The organism is Ehrlichia muris AS145 (assembly GCF_000508225.1).
GTDB classification, from domain to species: domain Bacteria; phylum Pseudomonadota; class Alphaproteobacteria; order Rickettsiales; family Anaplasmataceae; genus Ehrlichia; species Ehrlichia muris.
On sequence record NC_023063.1, the window covers coordinates 546,284 to 571,516 of the forward strand.

Genomic DNA, 25,233 nt, shown 5'->3' on the forward strand with positions numbered 1-25,233 from the left:
TACACATTTAATATAGATGAAAATACAAATTCATGGGTTGACAGCCTATTCTTATGTAGGGATACGTTGCTGGGAAAAAGTTATAAGACAAAAAATAGTAATAGATTGTGACTTAACTCTTCGCTCTTCTGATTCTATATATGATATTAATGATACTGTTGATTACAGTATATTTATCAATAACTTGGTTAATTTTGTTAGTTCACGTCGTTTTTTATTATTAGAAACAATGGCATCAGATTTACTGGCTTATATTATGGCAGATGAAAAAATTTATCACTGTTATTTAAAACTATGCAAATCTTGTGCTTGTGGAACAGATAGTAATATTAGTATTATATTGGAATCTACAGAAAGTGATAGCTAGTTCAGTATTAAATATTGTTATATATTTTATAATTATGTAAACTTCATTAAGTGTGATTGAAGCATAGAGGGGGATATGATTAAGCGTAAAAAAATTGCTCTTATTGGTGCAGGTAATATTGGAGGTATGGTAGCATATTTAGCTAGGTTAAAAAATTTGGGAGATGTAGTTTTATTAGATATTAATGATGGTGTAGCTAAAGGGAAGGCACTCGATATGGCTGAATCTTCAGCAATAGGAGGGTATAATGGAGAAATATTAGGTGCTAGCAGTTATGCTGATATTGAAGGTGCTGATGCAATTGTTGTTACTGCTGGGATAGCTAGAAAGCCCGGCATGAGTCGTGATGATTTAATTAGTACTAATGTTAATGTTATAAAAGAAGTAGCAGAAAATATTGCTAAATATGCTCCTAATGCATTTGTTGTTGTAGTTACTAATCCACTTGATGTAATGGTTTTAGCTATGTATAAGTATTCAAATTTGCCAAGTAATATGGTTGTTGGTATGGCTGGGATACTTGATGCAGCAAGGTTCTCTTATTTTGTTGCAAAAGAATTGAATGTATCAGTGGATAGTGTGAATTCTCTAGTATTAGGTGGTCATGGAGATCTAATGCTTCCTTTAGTAAAATACTCATCAGTTGGTGGAATATCTATCGCTGATTTAATAAAAACCAATTTGATTACACAAGGTAAAGTTGATGAAATTATAGAAAGGACTAGAAAAGGTGGTGAAGAAGTAGTCAGTTTGTTAAAAACAGGTTCAGCTTATTATGCTCCTGCTGAATCTGCTTTGTTAATGATTGATTCTTATTTAAACGATAGAAGGTTAATATTATCTTGTTCCGTTTATTTAAAAGGGGAATATGGAATCTATGATTTATTTGTGGGTGTGCCTGTAATTATTGGCAAAAATGGCGTAGAAAAAATAATAGAGCTGCAACTGACTGAAGAGGAAAATAATGTGTTTAATAATTCTGTTATGTTAATTAAGAAGCTAGTGAGTAATATTTAATGTTTGTTATCGGACTTTTATCTTAATCTAAATTTGAAAATTTTAGTTATTTCTAACTATACCTGTGTCTTGAATAATAATTATATCTTTTATTATTCAAGATTATAGGTAGTACTATTTATTATTGTACTATTGTTAATTTTATAGTGTTTGCTGCTAAATTAGATTAATATACGTGCTAATAGATTTGTTATTTTAATATATTAGTACTTTTTTACCTACTTTGCATATGGAGTAAAAGTAAGAAATTAGGCCTTACAAAAGAAATAATATTGTCATATTAAAAATGAATTATTAAGAATTTTAGAAAAATTTCTACAAAAAGTTGTTATAAACTTCCAAAAAAAACAGAAAGCTAGTATGAATATTTTTCATGAGTATATTATCAACTAAGGTTACAAGTAGCTTACAGTATAATGTAAGATGTGAAATAGCTAAGAAATTAGGTCAAAGGCGAGTTAAGTTATGAAATACTGTATTGAGATCTTTTTTACATACATATGTTAGTATTAACTATTGGATAAACAACTCGTATTTAGATAATGAATGGTGTAGTAGATTGAGTTCTAATTTCTACAAACAAGGCGCTTATATCATTGTAACTGGTCAAAATCGATAATTTATTTAAAGATTTTCAAAATTGTATTTGTATGTACTATGTTTCTAAAAGAAAATTTATGAATGTTATTATGTATGTATCTGGAATAAAAATTTAATTATGTTTTAGAATAGAAGATTTAATTAATATATAAAAGAGGTGATTTTATAGGTCTTTTTAAGTATAATGTAATGGTCTATAGGAAGTTGTGTTTGACAAAATGTGAAGTTTTTTAAAAGTAGAGAATAACGTGTTGCTCTTAATTTATATATCAATTTTATCTTTTAAGCAGTAACTATTCTAATAGTAAAGCTTAAAAGGTGATATCATTATAATTTAATGTAGGTCAAAAATTTCTATGAGGTATTTTACATATTACCAATTCTTCCCAAAACCATTAGTATATGCGATGCAACTTTAAAAACCTTTACTTATAAATTCATTATATATCTCACTGTTACGTAAACAGATTGTAAAAACATTTGTATTTTGTAATTGATAATATATCAGAAATATATTAATGATTGAATTTTAGAAATTTCATAAGACATTTACTACCTTTTTGCTAAGTAATTAAATGAAAATTGTATTATTAACTATTAATTCTTCTCTAAATAAAAAAAACAGAAATACAAATATTGTAAGAGAAAAAAATAAGATAGTAGAAAAATATTACTATATTAAATACTACCTACAATAGAAAAAAGGCTAATAAATTTAGTACATCAATAAAGATAAGTAATACTACTTACATATAACATAATTGTTGTATATTTCTAGAAATACATTTTCATATATTTCAATTTTTTTTATGAATTTTGTTACATGATATATCATATAAGCAAATTGATCTTCTGTAATTAACCCAGATTCAAAAGCATCTATTATGTTCTTTTTAGAAGCAGATGTATAAGATTTAATATTATTTAAATAACATAAAGTGCATTTTATAATGTTCTCTGAATCTTCTTTCCCTTTACTCATGTCCTAAACAAAATTATTTAAAATCTACTGGTAAGTCTCTACACCATTCTCTTGAACTTGTAAAGAGAAATTATAACGTTTAAGTTGTGATTGTGTTTATGATATTGACTTTTCATCCTATTTCATATAGATATTAAATCATGTTGAATTATGTTAACTATGCAGAAAGTTTTTATTTCTTCTGATCATGCTGGAATAGAGTTAAGGTTGGTTATTAAATTATATTTAGATGGCTTGGGTTATATAGTAGAGGATTATGGTTGCGTGGAGTCTAGTGTTGCTGTAGATTATCCAGATTATGTACAAAATGTTGTAAATTGTGTTATTAACAACACTTTAGGGTTTGGTATTTTAATATGTGGTACAGGTATTGGAATGAGTATTGTAGCAAATCGTCATAAGAAAATTAGAGCAGCTTTGTGCTATAATGTGGAAGTAGCTAAGTTAGCACGTGAACATAACAATGCCAATATACTGTGTCTTGCGGCTAGGTATATTAATTATGAAGAAGCTCAGTCTATAGTTTATAAATTTCTTACTACAAAATTTTCTGAAGGAAGACATGTACAAAGAATAGCAAAAATAGATAATTGTTTATGAATAAAACAATTGACCAAGATGAGTTATCAAAATTTTCGAAGATAGCTGATAAATGGTGGGATGAGAGTGGTCCATTCAGGGCTTTGCATAAAATACATCCTTTAAGGATGAAGTATATTGTTGATTACATGAATAGGGTTGTGCCTGAGGCAGATTTTAAATCATTGTCAGTTCTTGATATTGGTTGTGGAGGTGGGTTATTATCAGAATCTATGGCCCGTTTTGGTATGAAAGTTCTTGGTATAGATGCTAGCGAAGAAAGTATTGGTATCGCTAAGGCGCATGCTTTGGAACGTGATTTATGTAATTTAAATTATTGCTGCATGGATATAGAATCCTTAATTAATAATAAGGAAAAATATGACATTATAACTGTTATGGAAGTAGTTGAGCATGTTGACAATTTATCAGTTTTTATAAATGCTATAAACAATGTATTAAGTGATAATGGGATAATATTTCTATCTACATTAAATAGAACTATGAAATCTTTATTATATGCGATAATATGTGCTGAATATATTTTTAATTTTGTTCCGCGTAATACTCATCAATGGAATAGATTTGTTAAACCTTCAGAAATCGCAAATTTATTTTTACCTAATGGTATATTTATAAAAGACATCATGGGAATAAATTTTGATGTAATAAGGAGAAATTGGATATTATCTAATGATATTTCTGTAAATTATATTTTAACTGCGCAAAAGGTTTAGATATTCATAAAAATTACAATAAGTAATTAGATTGAATTTTGTCAGTTGATGTGGAGAGGTAGTATATAATTCTAATATATTAGTTAATAGATTTTAATATTATTGGATTATCAGATTATTCTTGGGTATCTAATTTAATAATAAGCTATAACTGTTTGAATTTACCTATAGTTTTTATTATGGATGAGTTTCATTATTATAATTATTCCTATTCCAAAGGTAAGAGTAGGTAATATCCATAACAAGTAAGTATATGGGTTATATGGTGGTATAATAGTTATTTGATTTCCATAATAATTTCGTAATTCAGTAATTATCTGATTATCATCGTAACCATTTTGAATCTTATTACGTATCATTGAACGCATATCATAAGCTAATTGTGATTGCGATTCATAAATAGATTCACCAGAACAAATTAAGCATCTTACTATTTTAAATAGATTAATTGCACGTAATTCCATTTTATTATTGATTAGTTTCTCATCTATTGAAAAAGAGTAAACAGAAGAAAATGGTAGTATTAATATAATAATAAATATTAAATTACTTTTTATTTTCACGGTTGTCGATAGTATTTATAATGGTTTGTATTTTTTTTATAAATTCCTCATAAGGAACTTTTCCAATAAAAATATTAAAAGGATTTGTTACCTCATTTATTGATAATGTAATATTACCATTGTCTTTTTTTTCGGAAATTACATATATATAATCTTGTAAAGCATCAACTATTTTATCTTTATAATGTGACTGAGCATGAAATATCTCTACTAGTTGTTTTATGATACCTTTATAACTGCTCATTTCTATTGTTAATTTTTCATTATTAATCTTACTATCTAGAGATAATGGGAATGATAATTTCCCATAAATTGAAATTAATGAGTTTTTGAATGCTAACACTATATTATCTATGATAGTACTTATTTCTTTAAATTCAGTATCTGACATACTTAATGTCACTATTGCATCTTTTACATTGATATTAGTATCTGCATTATCGGTGGCACTGGCATTTATTTTATATTGTAGTGTTGTTAATAAATTATCTAAAGATTTATGTTCATCAGTTTCTATATGTAATAGATTCTTCTTTGTAATAGCATTATCATTGCATGTTATGCCATTGTCTTCATATATCATGGATGTGAAATATGCTTTTTTCTCATTTTTATTGTCTAATAATAAAAACAATAGATTTTTAGATGGTTTAACTAATAATTTAGATTTATTCAGGCTACATATTGATATATTAGGCTGATTATTCTTTGTGATTCTCATTGAATTTTCAAATTTTAATGTAGTATTATCTGCACCTAAAAATTCTAATGTGTTGCTTAGTAAGTGATACTTTAATAGTAATGATGGAATAAGTATGTTTAATGAAAATGAGTTTATCTGTAAGTTTGATATATGTATTTTTGGAATGAAAGGAAAATTTGTAATGTGTATATCATTATTAGGTGTTGCATGGATATGTACCAAAGATTTTGATAAAGTTGCCTTTACATGAGTTGCAATAACAAGCCAAACACCTACATATAAAGATGAAATTGATGCAACAACGACTGATGATATTACAATTAATTTTTTATTAAAATACTTCATTGTTTTTTATAACTTGATTAACTGTTTTTTACAAAAGATATATTACGGGTTTCGGTAGGTAAAATTACACATAATCCATCAAGTTCTTTTGTTAGAATAATTTGGCATCCAAGACGTGAAGTATCTGTTAGTCCGAATGCTAAATCAAGCATATCATTTTCTTCATCAGAGATCTCGTTATGTTGTTCAACTACATTATACCAGTTTGGTTCGATTATTACATGACAAGTAGAGCATGCTAAAGAACCTTCACATGCACCTTCTAAATCCACATTATTTCTATGTGCTAAACTTAATAAAGTTTCTCCATCGTAAGCTTCATATGTTTTTCTGCTTCCATCTGGTGAAATAAATGTTATTAATGGCACAACACACCTCCATATATATGTCTATTTATTACTAATATTACAGTTATCAATGGATTTGTTTAAATAAAAATCCATTCGTTTTTTTATAAAATTATATGCTTGTTTCTCAATATTGTTTATGACATCTCTAATTTTATCAGTTTTATCATTTAGTAATATTTCTTCAGCTTCTGCAATAGTACTATTGATTGTATTAAATTCTGATTCTGATATTAAGTTTTTATCTTCAATTAATGCATTTTTGATAAGTGTAATAATTCTTTGTCCTTCGATTTTTTGCTCAGCTATTGAGCGTATATGCATATCATGATCGAAGTTGTCAATAGAAGCCATAATATTATTTTCTACTTCTTCCTTGTCTAATTCACATGTATAGTTTATGCTGACAGATTGTTTTATTCCTGTAGATTTTTCTTGTGCTGAAACAATTAATAATCCATCCATATCAACTTTAAATTCTACTATAATTTTTGCAGCACCTGCAGGTAATGGTGGTATCCCTTTGAGTTCAAATTTTGCTAAAGACTTATTATGTTCTATCATTTCTCGTTCTCCTTGACAGACATGTATTTGTATAGAGCTTTGTCCATCAACGTAAGTAGTGAATTCTTGTGTTGCAGATGTAGGTATAGGTGTATTTCGTGGAATGATTTTCTCTACAATACCACCTATTGTTTCTATACCTAGCGAAAGCGGTAGAGCATCTATTAAGACATTTTTATTTTTTATGTGTGGGTTGGATAAGTAATGAGCTTGTAATGCAGCTCCAACTGCTACTATTTTTTCAGGATCTACATCGCAAAATACTTTGTTGTAAAATATATTGTTTAGCATGTTTTTAATAATAGGCATTTTTGTACTGCCACCTACTAGTATTACTTTTGCAATATTACTTAGATTTAGTCCTATACTATTAATTGTTGAAGTTGTAATACTTAAGGTCTGATTTAATAAATCTGATACTATACCTTGTAATTCATCTCTACTTACTTTACAAGAAAAGTTTTTGTCATAAATTTTAAAATTAAAACTTCCAATATGATGTTGACTTAAGTATTCTTTTGCATATTTTATGTCTGGAATTAAATTATTTAGTAATTCTTTATTGAGTACTATATCATTTATACTTTCCACTTGTTGATATTTATTATATATAAATTTTGCAAACAGGTAATCTATATCATCACCTCCTAAATTCGTATCTCCACCAGTTGCTAATACTTGAAATACTCCTTTGTGTAACTTTAGGATTGAAACATCAAATGTTCCACCTCCTAAATCATATATCATATATATATTATTTTCATATTCTGGTTTTCCTATGCCATATGCTAATGCTGCTGCAGTAGGTTCATTTAAAAGGCGTAATACTTCAAGATTTGCAAGACGTGCTGCATCTTTTGTAGCTTTTCTTGCTGCTTCATCAAAATATGCAGGAACTGTTATAACTACTTTTTTTACCTCTAAGTTACTACTATTTTTTACAATTTTACATAATTGTTTAAGAATTTCCGCTGATACTTCAACTGGTGTAACACATGTACCATCCTGCTTATTTATATATATATTATTATCACCTTTATCAGTTATATGAAATGGTAGCTCTGAAGATAATTTATTAATGTCTTTAATTGATTTCCCCATTAATCTTTTTACTGAAGAAATGGTTTGATTGGAATGGGTTTTTCCTACCTGTATTTGGTTGTCAGTATAACTTACTGTCGAAGGGATGAGGGATTTACCATTGTCATCTGAAAATATAATAACTTTACCTTCACTATCAACCATAGATATTAAAGAATTAGTAGTTCCTAAATCTATTCCAAATGCTAATGTATTTTTATTGGTCTTTGGGTCTGTTATATTAATTAATTGCATTAAATAATACTCCTATCCTCTTGAATTTTCTTAAGATATTTTAATCTCATTACCTGTTTTGCAGCTTCATTAAAATCTTCTATGGTAAAAGCATCTTCCATAGCTTTAGTAGATAATAAAATTTGGCTCTGAATATCAATATTACTTGACTCCTGTATCTTAAATATTTCTTCTACTATATGATTTATATCGTTTTTGCTGGTAGTAATTCCCTTAATTTCCAATAAGTATTCTGCTCTTTTTATATAGGATTTTAAAATTTGGTATGCTTTGTTTATTTCTGCTATGTTATCTAATGCTAATTTTTTCTCTAACTTCAAAGAAAATAAATCTGGGTGATATTTACTTTGTAATGCTATATAATTCTGTTCTAGTATTTGCATATTGATAGAAAATTGTGGTTTTAATTTAAATAGTGAAAAATAATCTTTATACATAGAAACTTTCTCCACATCCACATCTTCCCTTTTCATTAGGATTTTTAAATATAAAACCTGAAGATATTTTATTTTCTACATGGTCCATTTCTGTTCCATTAATAAACATCATTGCCTTTGGATCAATTAATATTGTAAAACTCTCATTTTGATATTCTGCTTTAATTTCTACATCTAATAATTTGATATCATATGCATATTCAATGTTATATTTAAATCCAAAACATCCTTTTTGTTTTACCATAATCCTAATTCCAATAGCAGTACCTTCTTTTTGTTTTATAAGCTCTCTTATTTTTTTTATAGCATGTTCTGTAATAATAATGGGTGAGTTGCTTGCTATCTTACTATTTATATAATACCTGATCTGTGAATTACATGAATTGTTTTCATTGTTGTAAGATACAGAAGTTTCATTGTTCATATCGAAACCTTACTTTAATACTTTATATCTACTCACTTAGAGACGAAAGCTTATCTTTTTTATTTGCTTGCTTCATATTATAATCGTTTATAGCAGCTTTTACAGCATCCTCTGCAAGTAAAGAACAGTGTATTTTTACTGGAGGCAAGCTTAATTCTTTTACTAATACGGTATTTTTTAGCTGTTGTGCTTCGTCTATTGTCTTACCTTTTATTAATTCTGTTGCTAAAGAACTTGCTGCAATTGCAGCTCCACATCCGAAAGTTTTGAATTTTGCATCAATAATTCTCCCGTTATCATCTACTTTTATTTGTAGTTTCATTACATCTCCACAACTTGGAGCTCCTACTAATCCAGTTCCAACATTATAATCTTCTTTAGATAAAGTACCAACATTTTTAGGGTTTTTATAATACTCTAGAAGAGATTCACTATAACTCATAACATTACCTCATAATTGTAAAAATATAATAACAAAATCAGTGTGCGTCCCATTTGATATTATTAAGATCTATACCTTCTTGAACCATTTCCCATAATGGGCTCATCTCACGTAGTTTTTTTATACTGTTAACAATAAGTTCTGCAGCATATAAAATTTCTTCTTTTGTAGTAAATCTACCTATACCAAATCTAATCGATGAATGTTCTAAATCTTTATCGATGTTTAAAGCACGTAAAACGTAAGATGGTTCTAGAGAAGCCGAAGTACAAGCAGAACCTGAACTTACTGCAAGATTATTAATTGCCATGATAGTAGATTCTCCTTCAACATAGGGGAAACTTAAATTTAAATTTCCTGCTATGCGTTGTTCATAATCACCATTTAATACAACATATGATAAATGTTTTTTTATTTCATTGTATAAAATATCACGCAATTCTCTTATTCTAATATTCTCTTCTTCCATTACTTCTTGAGCTATATGTGCTGCTTCTCCTAACCCTACAGCTAATGGAGTAGGTATTGTTCCTGATCTCATACCGCGTTCTTGCCCACCTCCGTTGATCATGGTAGTAAGTCGTACTCGTGGTTGACGTTTACGTACGTATAGTGCTCCTATACCCATTGGAGCATATATTTTATGTCCTGATATACTCAAGAGATCAATGTTCATTTTATTAACATCTATTGGTATTTTCCCAAAAGCTTGAGCTGCATCAGTATGAAAAAATATTCCATGTTCATGGCAAATTCTTCCTATTTCTTCAATTGGTTGAATAACCCCAATTTCATTATTTACCATCATTACTGATACTAATATTGTTTTATTGGTTATAGCTGATTTTAGTAAGTCTAAGTTTAAGATACCGTTTTTTTGTACATCTAAGTAAGTAACATGGAATCCTTCTGTCTCTAAGTGGCGACATGAATCTAAAACACATTTATGTTCTGTACGTACTGTAATTATATGATTTCCTTTATTTTTATAGAAGTTTGCTACTCCTTTGATTGCTAAATTATTTGATTCTGTTGCTCCTGAAGTAAATATTATCTCTTTAGCTTCAGCATTTATTAAAGATGCAACTCTTTCTCTAGCTAATTCAACAGCTGATTCAGCTTTCCATCCAAAAGAGTGACTGCGTGAATGAGGATTAGAAAATTGTTTGAAATAGGGTATCATAGCTTCCAATACCCTATCATCTGTTCTTGTTGTAGATTGATAGTCAAGAAATATAGGTAACTTAATATGTTGTTGTCCTGCTTTTTCCATGTTTATAACCTATCACTGATAATATTAATGATATAATAATCTTCTAATTTTTGCATTACTTTACCTAATTTAATTTTAGTAATTGATTATTCTGATATATTTTGTACCAGCAATTGACTATTTTTGTTACCTGAGTGTCTGTTGCATCATGACTAAGACTAATTCTGATTGAATTTTTAGCTATATTGTCATCTACTCCCATTGCAGCTAATACATGAGAACGTTCTAATGCCCCAGAAGAACAAGCAGATCCACTACCAACTGCAATATTATCAATATCAAAACTTATTGTTTGTATTTCGCTATTTACGTTTGGCATTGAAATACATGTAGTATTTGGTAACCTTGGTGCATTTCTGCCAAAAATTTGAGCTTCAGGTACTAAATTTAGTATTTCACGTTCTAGTTTATCACGTAGCTTCTCAATGGTAGACATTTTTCTTACAGAACCTTCTAAATTGCTTAAAGATATAGATAATAAATAGATTGATATGACATTCTCAGTACCTGCACGAAATCCTTTTTCTTGATGTCCACCTAATATTATAGGTTTTATTTTGATTTTTTTACTATTGAAAAATAGTATACCAGTTCCGGCAATACTTCCAAGTTTATGTGATGAAATTGTTAATAAATCTACTCCTAAATCTTCAATATCTATATGAATCTTTCCACATGCTTGTATAGCATCTGTGTGAACTATTGCACCAAATTTATGTGATATTTCTACTATTTCTTTTATAGGTTGAATAACTCCAGTTTCATTATTTGCAGTCATTATTGACACAAGAACTTTTTCATCTTTAAACTTGTGTAAAATATCACTTAGTATATCTAAACACACTATACCATTGGAATCTACAGGAATCAATTCTGCATTTGTAGCACAATTTATAATAGATAAATGTTCTATAGAAGAAATTAAATGTTTATAACCAGGAGTACTATTTATTACTAAATTATTAGCTTCTGTACCAGATGAAGTAAAGATTACATCATGATTTATAGCGTTCAATTGATTAATGGCTATTTCTCTTGTTTTTTCTATAATGCTTTTTGTATTTTGTCCTAATTTATGTATTGATGATGGATTATATATATTTAGAGAAGATAGGTTATCTAATTGCTTTTTAACTACAGGGGATATAGTTGACATTGCATTATAGTCTGCATATATGTATTGATTGATATTGTTGCTTACTGTGGATTTAAAGTTATTATTGACTATATCTTTTAATGAAATGCTATTTAGATATTTTTTTATATGATTGCCTATGTTATCCCATAAATTATGGGTAATACATCTGGCATTATTTGATAAGCATCCCATGAGATCATTTTTACACCTTGTAATTTTTATATTTTCTCCTATAGATTGAAGGATAAGGGTAAGTGTAATTAAATCTGGACTTTTACTTAAAGAATAGCCTCCACCAGGACCTTTTGTAGCGTTTATTAATCCTTGCTTTTTTAATTTTACAATAACCTGTTCAAGGTATCCTTCAGAAAGAGATTGGCTATTTGCGATATGTGACATTTTTTTTGGTTGAATGCTACCTTTTAGTATATAATATTCGTGAGCTAGCTTTACCATAAACATAACAGCGTAACGTAGCCTTGTTGTAATTAACATATTAAAATTTCCAAGTCTTTACCTAGCTATTCAATTTTTTTGAAACGTTGTTATAAAAGATTTTTTTTATAACAATTAACAATTTGTTAATGTATCATTAATATACCTTATGTCAAGTAGGTTTTTATTAGTTAGGATATATAAAGTTAATTTTAATTTTTTACGTAGTAAGTTTTTATTATATAATTTAGTATAAGTTAATAACTTAGAATTTTGTTCTATCATTATAAAAAACTTTGTAAAATTGAGTTTTTTTCTTATTATTGTAAGGTTGAGTTTTATAATTTACTCATTTTTTATTTAAGGAAGTTAATTCATGAGAGAAATATTTTTTAATGGTGCAGTTGGTAAAATTGATTGAGGTTTATAATTTACTCATTTTTTATTTAAGGAAGTTAATTCATGAGAGAAATATTTTTTAACGGTGCAGTTGGTAAAATTGAAGGAAAATATCATCATAATAAAACGTTGGGTGCTCCACTTGCTTTAATTTTTCATCCTCATCCTCAATATGGTGGAAATATGGATAATAAAATTGTGTACAATTTGTACAACATATTTGCTAATAATGGCTTCTCTGTCTTAAGGATTAATTTTCGTGGGGTTGGTAAATCGTCAGGTAATTTTGAAAAAGGTATAGGTGAATTAAGTGATGGTGCAGCAGCAGCAGATTGGTTGCAAAATAATAATGTGGCTTCAGCTCCTTTTTGGGTTGCTGGGTTTTCTTTTGGAGCATGGGTTGCTATGCAATTAATGATGAGACGTCCTGAAGTTGAAGGATTTATAGCAGTATCGCCACCTGCAAATAAGTATGATTTTTCATTTTTATCACCTTGTCCTGTGCCTGGATTAATTGTTCAAGGTGATCAAGACAGCATTTCTGATGAAGCTGTAGTATCTCAGCTTGCTGCTAGGTTAAGTAATTCCATCAAAAGTGAATATATGCAATATTACGTTATAGAGAAGGCAGATCACTTTTTTCGTGATCATATGGATAAGTTTAATGAAGTTGTTGATAATTATATAAAGTTTCGCTTATCTGAATCTGTAGATAGCCGTAAAAAAGGGGTTATACATAAGAAAATAAAACAACGTCGTGTTGTTATGCATGATGATCCAGTATAATTATTAAATATTAAGAATTATTTTTAGTTTACATCACTGCTGGAAATCTATTGGTTTTCTATTATTCTGGGCATATGATTTCATAACGAAAAGTTATATTCTAGAAAGGTTTCACTAGTGTTTAGTAAATAAATTTGTAGGGTATTTTAAAACGATTATTATAAACTCTGTTGGCTAATTTTGTTTTGTATATTTATGTAGCCTGCTATATATTTTGCTACTTTATGCATTTTGTGTTATAGATAGGTGGATTATAAGCTATCAGTTTAATATATTATGATGGGACAATACAAATTTTGGCCATTTCAAGAAGCAGAAAAAATATTAAAAAAGTTTGGAGAGAACACGGAAATTATTTTTGAAACTGGATATGGTCCTTCAGGGCTTCCTCATATTGGTACTTTTGGGGAAGTATTACGTACTACAGCAATAATGAATGCACTGCGTAAAATCTGTCCTAATATTACAACAAAAATTATAGTTGTGTCGGATGATATGGATGGATTGCGAAAAATACCTGATAATATTCCGAATAAGGATATGATAGCTGCTCATTTGGGCAAACCTTTGACTATGATACCAGATCCTTTCTGTGCTTGTAAGAGTTATGGACACCATATGAATATGTTGTTATGTAAATTTCTTGATTTATTTAATTTTGAATATGAATTTAAAAGTGCAACGGAGTGTTATAGAAATGGTTTATACGACGAAAAATTACTTTTGCTACTAAAAAATTATGATGAAGTGATGGATGTTATGTTACCTACATTGGGTGGTGAAAGACAAAAGACTTATAGTCCATTTTTGCCAATATGTCCTAAAACTTCAAAAGTATTGCAAGTGCCTATTATTGATATTGATATTGCGTTAGGTACTATTTCTTACAAAGATGAGGATGGAGAAATTGTTCAAATTCCAGTTACAGGTGGAACATGTAAATTACAATGGAAACCAGATTGGGGGATGAGGTGGTCAGCACTTAATATAAAATATGAAGCATATGGTAAAGATTTACAACCGTCTGCAGAATTGTCTAGCAAGATATGTGAAATTTTAGGTAGTACTCCTCCTGTTTTATTTTGTTATGAATTATTTCTTGATAAAGAAGGTAGAAAAATTTCAAAATCAAAAGGTAATGGTATATCAATAGAAGATTGGTTGTCGTATGCTCCTGCTGAAAGTTTAGCATTGTACATATTACAAAATCCTAAAAAGGCAAAAAAGCTATATTTTGATGTTATACCGCGTTCTATGGATGATTATTTATATCTGGTAGACGATTATCATAATAATGTTAGTTGTGATAATCCTGTATGGCATATTCATAATGGAAATGTACCGTTAATTGATATTTTTGGATTAAGTTTTTCTTTATTATTGAATTTAGCATCAGCGTGTAATGCTGAAAATAGCGAAGTACTATGGGGATTTATCAAGAATTATAAAGGTAATAATGATTTACAGGATAATAAAATATTATCTCAATTAGTAGATTTTTCGGTTAAATATTATCATGATTTTGTTAAACCACATAAAATTTATAAAATTCCGGATCACGATGAAAGAATTATATTAGATGAATTAAGGAATATGCTTAATGATTTTCCAGAAAATATTACGCCTGAGGAAATACAAAGTAATGTATTTTCTTTAATGAAAAAATATTGTTTTAATGATTTGCGATCTTGTTTTCAAAGTTTTTATGAAATTTTGTTAGGACAGAGTCATGGTCCAAGACTTGGATCTTTTATAAAATTATATGGAGTAAATAATACTGTAGATCTAATTGATCAAGCGTTAAAAAGATAGATAAAAGAGTATGCAGAAAGAAAAGTTTTTTATAAAATACAGTATTTTTATTTTGAGTAATAGATTTAAAAATATATGATTTATGAAATTGACCAATTAATGAAATTGTGATAGCTTACAGGATATTTATTTTTGAGATGTTATGCTAACTAGAGTTATTTGTATAGCTTTATTTTTATTAAGTAGTTGTGGTACTATAGTTATTCATCATGGCTATCCTGCTTCAGAGGTTAATTTATGGAATAATATAAAAATTGGGGATTTAAGTAGTCAGGTTATACAGCGTATAGGTGATCCATGCGTTATTGAAGAAAATGTATGGTATTATGTTGCTTATAGCATTTATAAGAAACGTTTTTTTTCAGCAAAAGAATATGAATCTCTTGTTTTAAAATTAACTTTTGATTCTCAGACCGATAAGGTTATAGACGTACAAAATATTAAAGTAGATAGGAAAAATTTAACAAAGTTGTCAATGAAGAATACATCAGTTACTGGTATACATGATAGTTTGCTTCGTAAATTTGATAATAAATTAAAATAACAATAGTGGTATTTTATATCTCTATTACGTAATCCTATATTTCAATGTATCAGGGATACGCACCTGATTTTTGGTGTATATCGTCTATGAGTATTTACAGTAAATTACATATTACTTAGTGAATATTTCTAATGATAATATTTATAAAAAAAGTAGTATACTAAAAAAAAAGCTAAAAATTATCTGTTGTATTTTACAATTTGCATGTTTTTTATTTTAAATCTAGTATTAACTGAAGATAATCAATTTAATAATACATTACAAGGTTCATATATTACATATAAATTTTACAATTACTCTTGCTTGTAAAGAAAAAATTTATTTGTTACATTAGTGCTGTAACGTGATGAATTTATAACCCAATTTTAGCTCAGTTCTTACTTGTATCAGATCTAAAGCAATAGTATTATTTGGAGCAATAAAAAATTTATAAATTATCATAATGATTTAAAGTTTTCATGTACAGAACTACAGGAGTGCATTATTGTCAAGTTTAATATATTATAAATATTGGTTATATATATAAAGTATACCTTTCAGTGATATATCCATTTTAATATTTTTCTACATGCTAAAAGCAATTTACTATTTAATATTAAGAATTTTATGTATTATAAAATGCAATAACTAGGCAGCAGAAAAATTAGAAATCATCTAACTAAGATAAGTAATTTGAATAAATACCTTTTTCTATGTATTGCTTATGTGTGAGTTAATAATACCATACATCTATAAATTTTTGTAATAGTTAAAAATGTAGATTATCCTTAAATATCCTATTTAACTATCTGTATTTATATTATTATTTAATTTAAAAACTATTAGCAAATTTTATAACTTTTGGTAGTTTTTTTGTACAATATGATTTGAATATTATTCTTATAATACGTAAATGTATATTTCTAATCATTACTTAAATATTCACTTTAATTATTTATATTTACTTTACTGTTTTACTTAAGAATTATGAATGAGTTTTTATATCTAGATTTAGTTTCTTCTGAAAGTATATTTTTTGTGTTATATAGAATTTTAGTAATCTACTTTTACAAAATATAAACCATATGGTGGTGCTGTCATACCAGCACAAGACCTATTTTTTGCTTCCAAGATATTCTTTGTGTGTTCTGGTGGGAAGTTATTTTTTCCACATTCTACTAGTGTACCTATAATAATACGTACTTGGTGATGTAAGAATGATATAGCAGAAATATGAATATTGATGGATTGGTTATTATGAATAATTTGTAAATCATCTATTGTTTTTACTGGACTTTTGGATTGACAATGTCTTGCTCTAAAACTAGAAAAATCATGATTACCTTTTATATATTCGATAGCTTGTATCATATTTTCAATATTCAAAGGATTATGTATAAGCCATGCACGATTGTGATCTATTGTTAGAGGTGAATAACGATTTATTATTCTGTATAAGTAATGACGTTTTTTTGCTGAGAACCTTGCATGGAATTTATCATCTGTTTTTTCTACGCTTAATATAGCGATCGCGTGAGGTACTAAGTGATGATTTATTGCATTTCTTACTACATATGTATCAAAGTCTCTTGTGAGGTCAAAATGTGCTACTTGTCCTAAAGCATGTACACCAGCATCAGTTCTTCCTGCAACATATACTGTAGTGTGTTGTTGTGAGAATTCGAATATTGCTTTTTCAAGAATTTCTTGAATGGAATTTGATAAATGTTTTTGTTTTTGCCATCCAATAAAATTAGAACCATTATATTCTATAACAATTTTATATCGCATTATTGTTCATTTAGTTGTTGCATAATAAATAATGTAATATGGCTTTACGTACTGCAACACCCATCTTTACTTGTAATAGAATTACGGAATTTTTTTCTGCTGTGTTATTAGAAATTTCTATTCCTTTGTTTGTTGGACCTGGATGCATGACTATAACGTCCTTTTTTGCATATAACAGTAATTTTTCATTATTTAGCATATATAAATGAGAGTATTCTGTTTCTGAAGGAATAACGGAATTAATAATACGTTCTTTTTGTAATCTTAATAGCATTATAACATCTGCATTGCATATTCCTTTGATTAGATTGTGATATATGTGTGATACACCTTTCAAATTGCATGATAATGTTGTAGGAGCAACTAAAGCTATATTAGCTCCATATCTAGATAATAACCTTATATTTGATCTTGCAACTCTACTATGTAATATATCTCCACATATAGATATATTTAAATTATTAATATCTTTTTTTATATAACGTATAGTACAATAATCTATTAGCGCTTGTGTCGGATGTTCATGATGTCCATCTCCAGCATTTATTATAGAACAGTTTGGTAAATATTCAGATATTTTTTTGATAAATTGACTATATTGTGACCTTATAACAATTAGATCAGGATTCATTGCATTTATATTTAAAATAGTATCTATAATGCTTTCTCCTTTATTTATAGATGATGTATTAATATTTAAAGTGATTGAATGTGCACCTAGTGATTTTTCTGCAATTTTGAAAGAAGATAGAGTACGTGTTGAGCTTTCAAAGAATAGGTTAATGATAACTTTTCCATTTAGAATATTGGGGTTAAGATTTTTATTATTGAAATATTGCATTGTAAGGTTAAAAATGGATTCTACATCATTAGATGTTAGATGACTTATTTCTAGCAATGTCTTCATTAAATTCCTATTTTTAAAATATTGTTAATTGAATTATATTTTATACATGTTATTTATAAGATTTATATGAAATTTTTCTACAATTTGATGTTCAAGTTGTTTTTATAACATGAGTTGAATAGCAGTATATTAATTTAATTAATTATTTGATAATTTTAGATTAAGGATTTTTAATTTTATTAGTTAACATTATTACTTAAAATATATTATATGTGTTTGTTATAATACATTAAACTTATAATTAAAGACTTTTTTTACTTTGTCTAAAATTTTCTACAGTATATAATACATCGTCACTTAATTAAGTATAATATTGCTATGGATGATTATAATGCAAGTTCCATTACTGTTTTAAAAGGTCTTGATGCAGTCAGGAAAAGACCAGGTATGTATATTGGAGATACTGATGATGGATCTGGCTTACATCATATGGTATATGAGGTTATTGATAACTCTATAGACGAAGCACTTGCTGGTTTTTGTAATAAAATAGATATTGCAATTCAAAGTGATGGGTCTGTTTCTGTTATAGATAATGGTAGAGGTATACCTGTAGATATGCATGAAGCTGAAGGTATATCTGCTGCTGAGGTGATTATGACACAATTGCATGCTGGTGGTAAATTTGATCACAATACTTATAAGGTATCAGGTGGGCTTCATGGTGTTGGAGTATCAGTTGTAAATGCTCTTTCAAGTTGGTTGGAGTTAACTATATGGCGTAATGGTAAAGAGTATTTTGTGCGTTTTGAAGATGGAGTAGCTGTAAAACCATTATCTATAGTTGGTGAAAATATAACTAAAAAAGGTACTAAAATTACTTTTTTGCCGTCTAAAAATATTTTTTCATCTGTCAATTTTAGTTATTCAACACTAGAAAATCGTATCAGAGAGCTGTCATTCCTTAATTCTAATATTAATATAAACCTAAAGGATTTGAGAGGCACTCAAGTATTAAGTTCATCTTTTGGTTTTAAAGATATTTCGAAAATTAGTGATACAGAAGATAGAGGAACGTCTGCATTTGTAAAATATCTTGATCGTAATAAGACTGCTGTGACTAAAATTGTTCATATAGAAGGTATTGTGCTTGAACATGGAATCAGCTTAGAATTGTCAATGCATTGGAATGATTCTTATTATGAAAATATGCTATGCTTTACAAATAATATAAGACAAAAAGATGGAGGAACTCATCTTGCAGGATTTAGATCAGCTATGACGCGTTGTATTAATAATTATGCTGTAAATGAAGGTTTCTTGAAAAAAGCAAAAGTGAGTATTTTGGGAGAAGATGTAAGAGAAGGCTTGACTTGTGTGTTATCAATAAAATTACCTGATCCTAAATTTTCATCTCAAACTAAAGATAAATTAGTCAGTTCTGAAGCTAGGACAGCTGTAGAAAATATAGTATATGAAAAGCTTACAAATATTTTTGAAAATAATCCTAAATTAGCCACTAGTATTCTAGAAAGAATAATTAGATCTGCCAAAGGAAGGGAAGCTGCTCGCAGAGCAAGAGATTTAATAAAAAGTAAAAATGGTTTTGATTTTACCATTTTACCAGGAAAATTAGCAGATTGTCAGGAGAAATCTCCGGAATTATCTGAGTTGTTCATTGTAGAAGGTAATTCTGCAGGTGGTTCTGCAAAGCAAGGACGTGATAGGCGTTCTCAAGCTGTATTATCTTTGAAAGGAAAGATATTAAATGTAGAACGTGCAAGTTTAGATCGCATATTATCATCAGCAGAAATTGCATCATTAATTACAGCAATAGGTAGTAATATTGGTACTGAAGATTTTGATATTGAAAAAGTACGTTATCACAAAGTTATCATTATGACAGATGCAGATGTTGACGGATCACATATTAGAACTTTATTGTTGACATTCTTTTTTCGTTATATGCGTGAGATAATAGAGAAAGGCTATTTATATATTGCACAGCCTCCACTTTATAAGGTTACAAAACATAAGAAAGAGTTTTATATAAAAAACGATGATATGCTGCATGATTATATAATTAGTAACGCGATAAAAGACTTAACTCTTACTGGAACCAAAAGTTATTCTGGTAGTAGTCTGTATAAAGTTTTACATCAATGTATGAATATTAGTAAAATAACAAAGTCTTATGATAGGATAATTCCTCAGAATGTTTTAGAATCGTTAATTATTTTCTTTAAGAGGTATAATTTTGATTCTGCTAGTGCGATATCTAATCATTTGAACAAGGTTTTTTGTGAATATGAGTGGAGTGTTGAAATACCTAAAAAAGATGAGATAAGTATTTTCAGGTTATCCCATGGGTTGGTTGATAAGTACTATATTGATAGTACAATAATGAATTCAGAAGATATTCAGCATGTTATCAATATGTGTAATGAAATTGAGGATATTTTTTCTAATACGCCTATTTTATCTACAAAAGACAATAATATAAAAATAAATTCACCTACTTCTTTAGTGGATAATATTATTGAATTTGGTAAAAAGGATATGACCTTACAAAGGTTTAAGGGTTTAGGTGAGATGAATGCAGATCAGTTATGGGATACTACACTAAATCCTGAGACAAGAACACTACTTAAGATTAAAATAGCTGATTGTGAAGCTGCTGATTCAATATTTTCAGTACTTATGGGTGATTTTGTAGAACCAAGACGTAATTTTATCAATAATAATGCTTTAAATGTACAAAATATTGATGTGTAATTACATAAATAATAATAAAAAGTTATTGATATTTCAGTAATGTAGTTTGTACTACTATTTATAATTCTATATGAATTGATAAGGTATACTATTTTTATAAAAGTAAAAAATTAAAACAACAAATCATTAGATGATTGTAACTATTATAATTTATTGACGTTGGAAACTTAAATGATAAAATATGCTATTACTTCATGATTTTATAGCTATGGGGGTATTATGGCTAAGAAAGGGGTTAAGGTTGCAAAAACAGCAAGTAAGAATAATCCATTACAGAGGAAAAAAGGCACAGCTCAAAAAATGTATAATGGTAAAGTTGTAAAACCAGTTAAATATATTAATAGAGAGTTAGGCAAAATTTTTATTGCAGGTCAATATGATAATGGTGATTTAGTGCAGGATAATAGCGGTAATACTATAGAATGGGCTAACATGTAAAGGTAGTGCGTGGTTAAACTAGTTATAGATTCTTTAGAAATAGAAGTTGAAGAGGGTATGACTGTACTTCAGGCTTGTGAAATTGCTGGAATACAGATACCAAGGTTCTGTTATCATGAAAGGCTTGCTATAGCAGGTAATTGTAGAATGTGTTTAGTAGAAATTGTTGGTGGTCCACCTAAACCTGCAGCTTCTTGTGCAATGCCTGTTGCAGAGGGTATGATAGTTAAAACTAATACTGACAAGATACAAAAAGCTAGGGAAGGAGTACTAGAATTTTTATTAATTAATCATCCTTTAGATTGTCCAATCTGTGATCAAGGTGGAGAATGTGACTTACAAGATCAAACCATGCTATATGGTAGAGGTAAAAGCAGATATGAAGAAAGAAAACGTGCTGTAAAAAAGAAGAATTTTGGGCCATTGATAGAAAACACAATGACTAGATGTATACATTGTACTAGATGTGTTAGGTTTTTATCAGATGTTGCTGGTAGTTATGAATTAGGTACGATTGGTCGTGGTGAAAATATGGAGATAGATACATATATTTCTAAGTGTATTACCTCAGAGCTATCTGGTAATATAATAGATCTTTGTCCAGTTGGTGCGTTAACTTCAAAACCTTATGCATTTAAAGCTAGATCTTGGGAATTACGTCATTGTGAGACAATAGATGTATTAGATGCTGTATGCAGTAATATTAGAGTTGATACACGTGGTCTAGAAATAATGAGGGTATTGCCTAGATTAAATGAAGATATAAATGAGGAATGGATATCAGATAAAGCACGTTTTTCATATGATGGTTTAAAATTACAAAGGTTAGATAAACCATATATAAGAAAGAATGGACGTCTATTACCTGCAACATGGGAAGAAGCATTTAATATGATTGCCAAGAAAATTAGTAGTACTTCTGGAAATAAAATTGCAGCAATTGCTGGAGATTTAGCAGATTGTGAATCTATGTTGCTGCTAAAGGAACTTATGCATGAATTAGGTAGTCCTAATATAGAATGTAGACAAGATGGATCAATAATACCTACTAATAGCAGAGCTTTGTATGTGTTTAATACTGGTATATCTAATATAGAAAGTGCAGATTTGTGTTTATTGATTAATACAAATATAAGACTTGAAGCACCTATAATTAATGCAAGACTGCGTAAGAGGTATTTACAAGGAGGATTTAAGGTTGCGAGTTTAGGTTTATGTAATAATTTTAACTATAAAGTAGAAAATTTAGGGAATAATTGTTTAGTATTAGATGATATCTTACATGAAAGGGTACCTTCTTTTTCTGAGATGTTAAAGTATGCAAAAAATCCTATGTTAATAATAGGGCAAGATGCTCTAATTGGTGAGAATGGTAATTCTATATTTACATTAGCTGCTAAAATTGCAGAAAAATTTGGCATGTTAAGAAATGATTGGAATGGATTTAATGTTTTACACAAAGTTGCTGCTAGAGTAGGTGCTTTGGATGTTGGGTTTGTTCCTAATTCTAATACTAATATAATATCTAATATAATTAATGGCATAAGTTCTGGTGAAATAGAGGTTTTATATTTACTAGGTGCAGATGAAGTAGAAATTTCTCCTTCTGAATCTTCTTTTATTATATATCAGGGACATCATGGAGATAGAGGTGCTCAAATTGCAGATGTAATATTACCTGGTGCAGCATATACTGAAAAAAATGCAACTTATGTTAATACTGAAGGTAGAGTACAAAGAACAAATATAGCTGTTTTTCCTCCTGGTATAGCGAAGGAAGATTGGTTAATTATTAAGGAGTTATCAAGATATTTAAAAATTAATATGCAATATGATAGTTTGGATTGTATTAGAGATAAATTGTCCAGGTTAGGAGAGCAATTTCGTGAAGAAAATATTGGGAATTTGGTTCCTAATAAGTGGACTTCAATTGATGAAAGTATTAGTTTGGAAAAGGATAGTGTATTTATTAATAAAGATTTTAATTTTTATATGACAAATCCAATTAGTCGGGCATCTATTATAATGGCAGATTGTGTAAAAGCTTTTGCAAATAAATATTAGGTAAGTATGAGTTATTATAATGTTTTTTTGGATTTTTTCAGTTATATAAGTAGTGGTATTGCGTTATTTATAAAAATCATGACGGTAATAATTTCAGTTATGGTATCTGTTGCTTATCTAGTGTATATGGAACGCAAAGTTATTGCAGCAATACAGCTAAGGCAAGGTCCCAATGTTGTTGGACCTTTTGGTTTATTACAGCCTTTTGCTGATGCTGTAAAGCTTATTATTAAGGAACATATTATTCCTTTTAAGTCAAATAATATATGCTTTTTTATTGCTCCAATCATTACTTTTACTTTAGCTTTGTTAGGATGGGCTGTGATTCCATTTGGTGCTGATGTAATAGTGAATGATGGGTATGAGGTAATAATACCTAATGCTATTGCTAATATAAATATTGGGGTATTATATATTTTAGCTATTTCTTCTCTTGGAGTTTATGGAATTATAATAGCTGGGTGGTCAAGTAACTCTAATTATGCTTTTTTAGGTGCAATCAGATCTGCATCACAGATGATATCATATGAGGTATCTATAGGGTTAACTATAGTCACAGTATTATTAGCAACTGGATCACTAAAATTAGGAGAGATAGTTGTAGCACGACATAATATGCCTTATTGGATAGATTTATTGTTATTGCCGATGGCATGTATTTTCTTTATTTCAGCCTTAGCTGAAACTAATAGACATCCTTTTGATTTGCCAGAAGCAGAGTCAGAATTAGTATCTGGATATAATGTTGAATATTCATCTATGCCATTTGCATTGTTTTTTTTAGGGGAATATGCAAATATGATATTAATTAATGCAATGGCAGTAATATTTTTTTTTGGTGGGTGGTATCCACCTTTAAACATTAGCTTTTTATATATAATTCCTGGAATTGTATGGTTTATATTGAAGATAGTGGTTTTACTATTTTGCTTTATATGGATTCGTGCTACTATCCCTAGATATCGTTATGATCAGTTGATGAGATTGGGATGGAAAGTATTTTTACCTATATCTTTGCTGTGGGTAGTATTAGTCTCAGGTATTCTGGTATATACGGATTCATTACCTAATGTAGGTAATCAATACATGTTGCGTATGCATGAATAGATTTTATATAGAGAATTAAATTGGACCTTGGATCATATGCATTTGCAGCTCAATGTCAACAAAATTCGATTCATTTACCAATAGAATAATAAAATACATATGGGTTCAAAGATATAGTTCCTATAGCAATGAAGATAGCAATATCAAAGTTGTGATACAGAACTTCTTCTAACAAGAAAAGTAATTGTAGTGTATGTACAACATGGTCTTACACAAACAACTGCTGCTTCTTATTAGAAGTGTATAAAGTAAAACTAGAGTATCAACAATTAAAACAAGAAATAATAAACTTAGCAAATCATTGGAAACCGAATGCTATACTTATGAAAAAAAGCAACTGGGTTACAAATCATTCAAGAATTAAGCAGTATTAGCACAACATACATTATAGGTGTTATTCCAA

General features: G+C 28.5%; 23 protein-coding genes. 11 read left to right on the forward strand and 12 right to left on the reverse strand.

All coding sequences use genetic code 11. The features are described 5' to 3' along the window. Positions 1 to 16: 16 nt before the first annotated feature. Complete coding sequence (locus MR76_RS02055) at positions 17 to 367, forward strand: dihydroneopterin aldolase (protein ID WP_024072036.1); 351 nt, start codon at positions 17 to 19, stop codon at positions 365 to 367. A 75-nt stretch (positions 368 to 442) separates the two neighbouring features. Next, positions 443 to 1,384, forward strand: coding sequence for a malate dehydrogenase (mdh, locus tag MR76_RS02060; RefSeq protein ID WP_024072037.1), 942 nt, complete (start codon positions 443 to 445; stop codon positions 1,382 to 1,384). A 1,342-nt stretch (positions 1,385 to 2,726) separates the two neighbouring features. Here the strand turns inward: mdh and MR76_RS02065 are convergent. After that, positions 2,727 to 2,966 carry a hypothetical protein gene (locus MR76_RS02065; protein WP_024072038.1) on the reverse strand — a complete coding sequence of 80 codons (240 nt, stop codon included), beginning with the start codon at positions 2,964 to 2,966 and terminating at the stop codon, positions 2,727 to 2,729. 150 nt (positions 2,967 to 3,116) lie between these two features. On the opposite strand from MR76_RS02065, the gene rpiB reads away from it, so the two are divergent. Together rpiB and ubiG are read left to right on the forward strand one after the other, a co-directional pair. Then, a complete protein-coding gene (gene rpiB / locus MR76_RS02070) occupies positions 3,117 to 3,566 on the forward strand; it encodes a ribose 5-phosphate isomerase B (protein ID WP_024072039.1) in 450 nt (149 codons plus the stop codon). After that, positions 3,563 to 4,282, forward strand: a complete 720-nt coding sequence (gene ubiG / locus MR76_RS02075) for a bifunctional 2-polyprenyl-6-hydroxyphenol methylase/3-demethylubiquinol 3-O-methyltransferase UbiG (RefSeq protein WP_024072040.1) — start codon at positions 3,563 to 3,565, stop codon at positions 4,280 to 4,282. The genes rpiB and ubiG overlap by 4 nt, the downstream gene beginning before the upstream one ends. A gap of 161 nt (positions 4,283 to 4,443) precedes the next feature. Here the strand turns inward: ubiG and MR76_RS02080 are convergent, their stop codons facing one another. The 9 genes from MR76_RS02080 to MR76_RS02120 all read right to left on the reverse strand — a co-directional run bounded on the left by MR76_RS02080 (position 4,444) and on the right by MR76_RS02120 (position 12,348). Further along, complete coding sequence (locus MR76_RS02080) at positions 4,444 to 4,845, reverse strand: cytochrome c-type biogenesis protein (protein WP_024072041.1); 402 nt, start codon at positions 4,843 to 4,845, stop codon at positions 4,444 to 4,446. Next, positions 4,829 to 5,893, reverse strand: a complete 1,065-nt coding sequence (locus tag MR76_RS02085) for a hypothetical protein (protein WP_024072042.1) — start codon at positions 5,891 to 5,893, stop codon at positions 4,829 to 4,831. Before MR76_RS02085 ends, MR76_RS02080 begins: the two co-directional genes overlap by 17 nt. Positions 5,894 to 5,910: 17 nt before the next feature. Beyond that, positions 5,911 to 6,261 (reverse strand): ferredoxin family 2Fe-2S iron-sulfur cluster binding protein, encoded by a 351-nt coding sequence (locus MR76_RS02090; RefSeq protein ID WP_024072043.1) that lies wholly within the window; start codon positions 6,259 to 6,261, stop codon positions 5,911 to 5,913. 21 nt (positions 6,262 to 6,282) lie between these two features. Further along, on the reverse strand, positions 6,283 to 8,139 hold the full coding sequence (gene hscA / locus MR76_RS02095) for a Fe-S protein assembly chaperone HscA (RefSeq protein ID WP_024072044.1): 1,857 nt from the start codon (positions 8,137 to 8,139) through the stop codon (positions 6,283 to 6,285). Further along, entirely contained in the window at positions 8,139 to 8,612 is a 474-nt protein-coding gene (hscB, locus tag MR76_RS02100; protein ID WP_235111317.1) for a Fe-S protein assembly co-chaperone HscB, read from the reverse strand. Before hscB ends, hscA begins: the two co-directional genes overlap by 1 nt. Beyond that, positions 8,569 to 9,000 carry a HesB/IscA family protein gene (locus tag MR76_RS02105; RefSeq protein ID WP_024072046.1) on the reverse strand — a complete coding sequence of 144 codons (432 nt, stop codon included), beginning with the start codon at positions 8,998 to 9,000 and terminating at the stop codon, positions 8,569 to 8,571. The genes hscB and MR76_RS02105 overlap by 44 nt, the downstream gene beginning before the upstream one ends. A gap of 28 nt (positions 9,001 to 9,028) precedes the next feature. Next, entirely contained in the window at positions 9,029 to 9,442 is a 414-nt protein-coding gene (gene iscU / locus MR76_RS02110; protein WP_024072047.1) for a Fe-S cluster assembly scaffold IscU, read from the reverse strand. Positions 9,443 to 9,479: 37 nt separating this feature from the next. Beyond that, the gene (locus tag MR76_RS02115; RefSeq protein ID WP_024072048.1) at positions 9,480 to 10,715 is read right to left on the reverse strand and encodes an IscS subfamily cysteine desulfurase; all 1,236 of its coding nucleotides are present in this window, start codon (positions 10,713 to 10,715) and stop codon (positions 9,480 to 9,482) included. Positions 10,716 to 10,779: 64 nt separating this feature from the next. Next, positions 10,780 to 12,348: an aminotransferase class V-fold PLP-dependent enzyme gene (locus tag MR76_RS02120; protein WP_024072049.1), complete on the reverse strand. Its 1,569-nt coding sequence runs from the start codon at positions 12,346 to 12,348 to the stop codon at positions 10,780 to 10,782. A 402-nt stretch (positions 12,349 to 12,750) separates the two neighbouring features. On the opposite strand from MR76_RS02120, the gene MR76_RS02125 reads away from it, so the two are divergent. The 3 genes from MR76_RS02125 to MR76_RS02135 all read left to right on the forward strand — a co-directional run bounded on the left by MR76_RS02125 (position 12,751) and on the right by MR76_RS02135 (position 15,829). Then, the gene (locus MR76_RS02125; protein WP_024072050.1) at positions 12,751 to 13,473 is read left to right on the forward strand and encodes an alpha/beta hydrolase; all 723 of its coding nucleotides are present in this window, start codon (positions 12,751 to 12,753) and stop codon (positions 13,471 to 13,473) included. Between the two features lie 276 nt (positions 13,474 to 13,749). Next, positions 13,750 to 15,285, forward strand: a complete 1,536-nt coding sequence (locus MR76_RS02130; RefSeq protein ID WP_024072051.1) for a lysine--tRNA ligase — start codon at positions 13,750 to 13,752, stop codon at positions 15,283 to 15,285. Positions 15,286 to 15,427: 142 nt separating this feature from the next. Beyond that, complete coding sequence (locus tag MR76_RS02135; RefSeq protein ID WP_024072052.1) at positions 15,428 to 15,829, forward strand: outer membrane protein assembly factor BamE; 402 nt, start codon at positions 15,428 to 15,430, stop codon at positions 15,827 to 15,829. Between the two features lie 1,032 nt (positions 15,830 to 16,861). Here the strand turns inward: MR76_RS02135 and truA are convergent. After that, positions 16,862 to 17,599, reverse strand: coding sequence for a tRNA pseudouridine(38-40) synthase TruA (gene truA, locus MR76_RS02140; protein WP_024072053.1), 738 nt, complete (start codon positions 17,597 to 17,599; stop codon positions 16,862 to 16,864). Between the two features lie 10 nt (positions 17,600 to 17,609). Then, positions 17,610 to 18,506, reverse strand: coding sequence for an aspartate carbamoyltransferase catalytic subunit (locus MR76_RS02145; protein WP_024072054.1), 897 nt, complete (start codon positions 18,504 to 18,506; stop codon positions 17,610 to 17,612). 318 nt (positions 18,507 to 18,824) lie between these two features. Here MR76_RS02145 and gyrB point away from each other — a divergent pair, with 318 nt between their 5' ends. The 4 genes from gyrB to nuoH all read left to right on the forward strand — a co-directional run bounded on the left by gyrB (position 18,825) and on the right by nuoH (position 24,830). After that, complete coding sequence (gene gyrB, locus MR76_RS02150; RefSeq protein ID WP_024072055.1) at positions 18,825 to 21,221, forward strand: DNA topoisomerase (ATP-hydrolyzing) subunit B; 2,397 nt, start codon at positions 18,825 to 18,827, stop codon at positions 21,219 to 21,221. Between the two features lie 219 nt (positions 21,222 to 21,440). Continuing rightward, positions 21,441 to 21,659: a hypothetical protein gene (locus tag MR76_RS02155; protein WP_024072056.1), complete on the forward strand. Its 219-nt coding sequence runs from the start codon at positions 21,441 to 21,443 to the stop codon at positions 21,657 to 21,659. Positions 21,660 to 21,668: 9 nt separating this feature from the next. Continuing rightward, positions 21,669 to 23,723 carry an NADH-quinone oxidoreductase subunit NuoG gene (gene nuoG, locus MR76_RS02160; RefSeq protein WP_024072057.1) on the forward strand — a complete coding sequence of 685 codons (2,055 nt, stop codon included), beginning with the start codon at positions 21,669 to 21,671 and terminating at the stop codon, positions 23,721 to 23,723. A 6-nt stretch (positions 23,724 to 23,729) separates the two neighbouring features. Further along, positions 23,730 to 24,830: an NADH-quinone oxidoreductase subunit NuoH gene (gene nuoH, locus MR76_RS02165; RefSeq protein ID WP_024072058.1), complete on the forward strand. Its 1,101-nt coding sequence runs from the start codon at positions 23,730 to 23,732 to the stop codon at positions 24,828 to 24,830. Positions 24,831 to 25,233 lie beyond the last annotated feature (403 nt).

Coding starts and splice junctions, on each gene's coding strand:
- MR76_RS02055 (WP_024072036.1), top strand. CDS start 17: ATGAAAATACAAATTCATGGGTTGACAGCCTATTCTTATGTAGGGATA.
- mdh (WP_024072037.1), top strand. CDS start 443: ATGATTAAGCGTAAAAAAATTGCTCTTATTGGTGCAGGTAATATTGGA.
- MR76_RS02065 (WP_024072038.1), bottom strand. CDS start 2,966: ATGAGTAAAGGGAAAGAAGATTCAGAGAACATTATAAAATGCACTTTA.
- rpiB (WP_024072039.1), top strand. CDS start 3,117: ATGTTAACTATGCAGAAAGTTTTTATTTCTTCTGATCATGCTGGAATA.
- ubiG (WP_024072040.1), top strand. CDS start 3,563: ATGAATAAAACAATTGACCAAGATGAGTTATCAAAATTTTCGAAGATA.
- MR76_RS02085 (WP_024072042.1), bottom strand. CDS start 5,893: ATGAAGTATTTTAATAAAAAATTAATTGTAATATCATCAGTCGTTGTT.
- hscA (WP_024072044.1), bottom strand. CDS start 8,139: ATGCAATTAATTAATATAACAGACCCAAAGACCAATAAAAATACATTA.
- hscB (WP_235111317.1), bottom strand. CDS start 8,612: ATGAAAAGGGAAGATGTGGATGTGGAGAAAGTTTCTATGTATAAAGAT.
- MR76_RS02105 (WP_024072046.1), bottom strand. CDS start 9,000: ATGAACAATGAAACTTCTGTATCTTACAACAATGAAAACAATTCATGT.
- iscU (WP_024072047.1), bottom strand. CDS start 9,442: ATGAGTTATAGTGAATCTCTTCTAGAGTATTATAAAAACCCTAAAAAT.
- MR76_RS02115 (WP_024072048.1), bottom strand. CDS start 10,715: ATGGAAAAAGCAGGACAACAACATATTAAGTTACCTATATTTCTTGAC.
- MR76_RS02120 (WP_024072049.1), bottom strand. CDS start 12,348: ATGTTAATTACAACAAGGCTACGTTACGCTGTTATGTTTATGGTAAAG.
- MR76_RS02125 (WP_024072050.1), top strand. CDS start 12,751: ATGAGAGAAATATTTTTTAACGGTGCAGTTGGTAAAATTGAAGGAAAA.
- MR76_RS02130 (WP_024072051.1), top strand. CDS start 13,750: ATGATGGGACAATACAAATTTTGGCCATTTCAAGAAGCAGAAAAAATA.
- MR76_RS02135 (WP_024072052.1), top strand. CDS start 15,428: ATGCTAACTAGAGTTATTTGTATAGCTTTATTTTTATTAAGTAGTTGT.
- truA (WP_024072053.1), bottom strand. CDS start 17,599: ATGCGATATAAAATTGTTATAGAATATAATGGTTCTAATTTTATTGGA.
- MR76_RS02145 (WP_024072054.1), bottom strand. CDS start 18,506: ATGAAGACATTGCTAGAAATAAGTCATCTAACATCTAATGATGTAGAA.
- gyrB (WP_024072055.1), top strand. CDS start 18,825: ATGGATGATTATAATGCAAGTTCCATTACTGTTTTAAAAGGTCTTGAT.
- MR76_RS02155 (WP_024072056.1), top strand. CDS start 21,441: ATGGCTAAGAAAGGGGTTAAGGTTGCAAAAACAGCAAGTAAGAATAAT.
- nuoH (WP_024072058.1), top strand. CDS start 23,730: ATGAGTTATTATAATGTTTTTTTGGATTTTTTCAGTTATATAAGTAGT.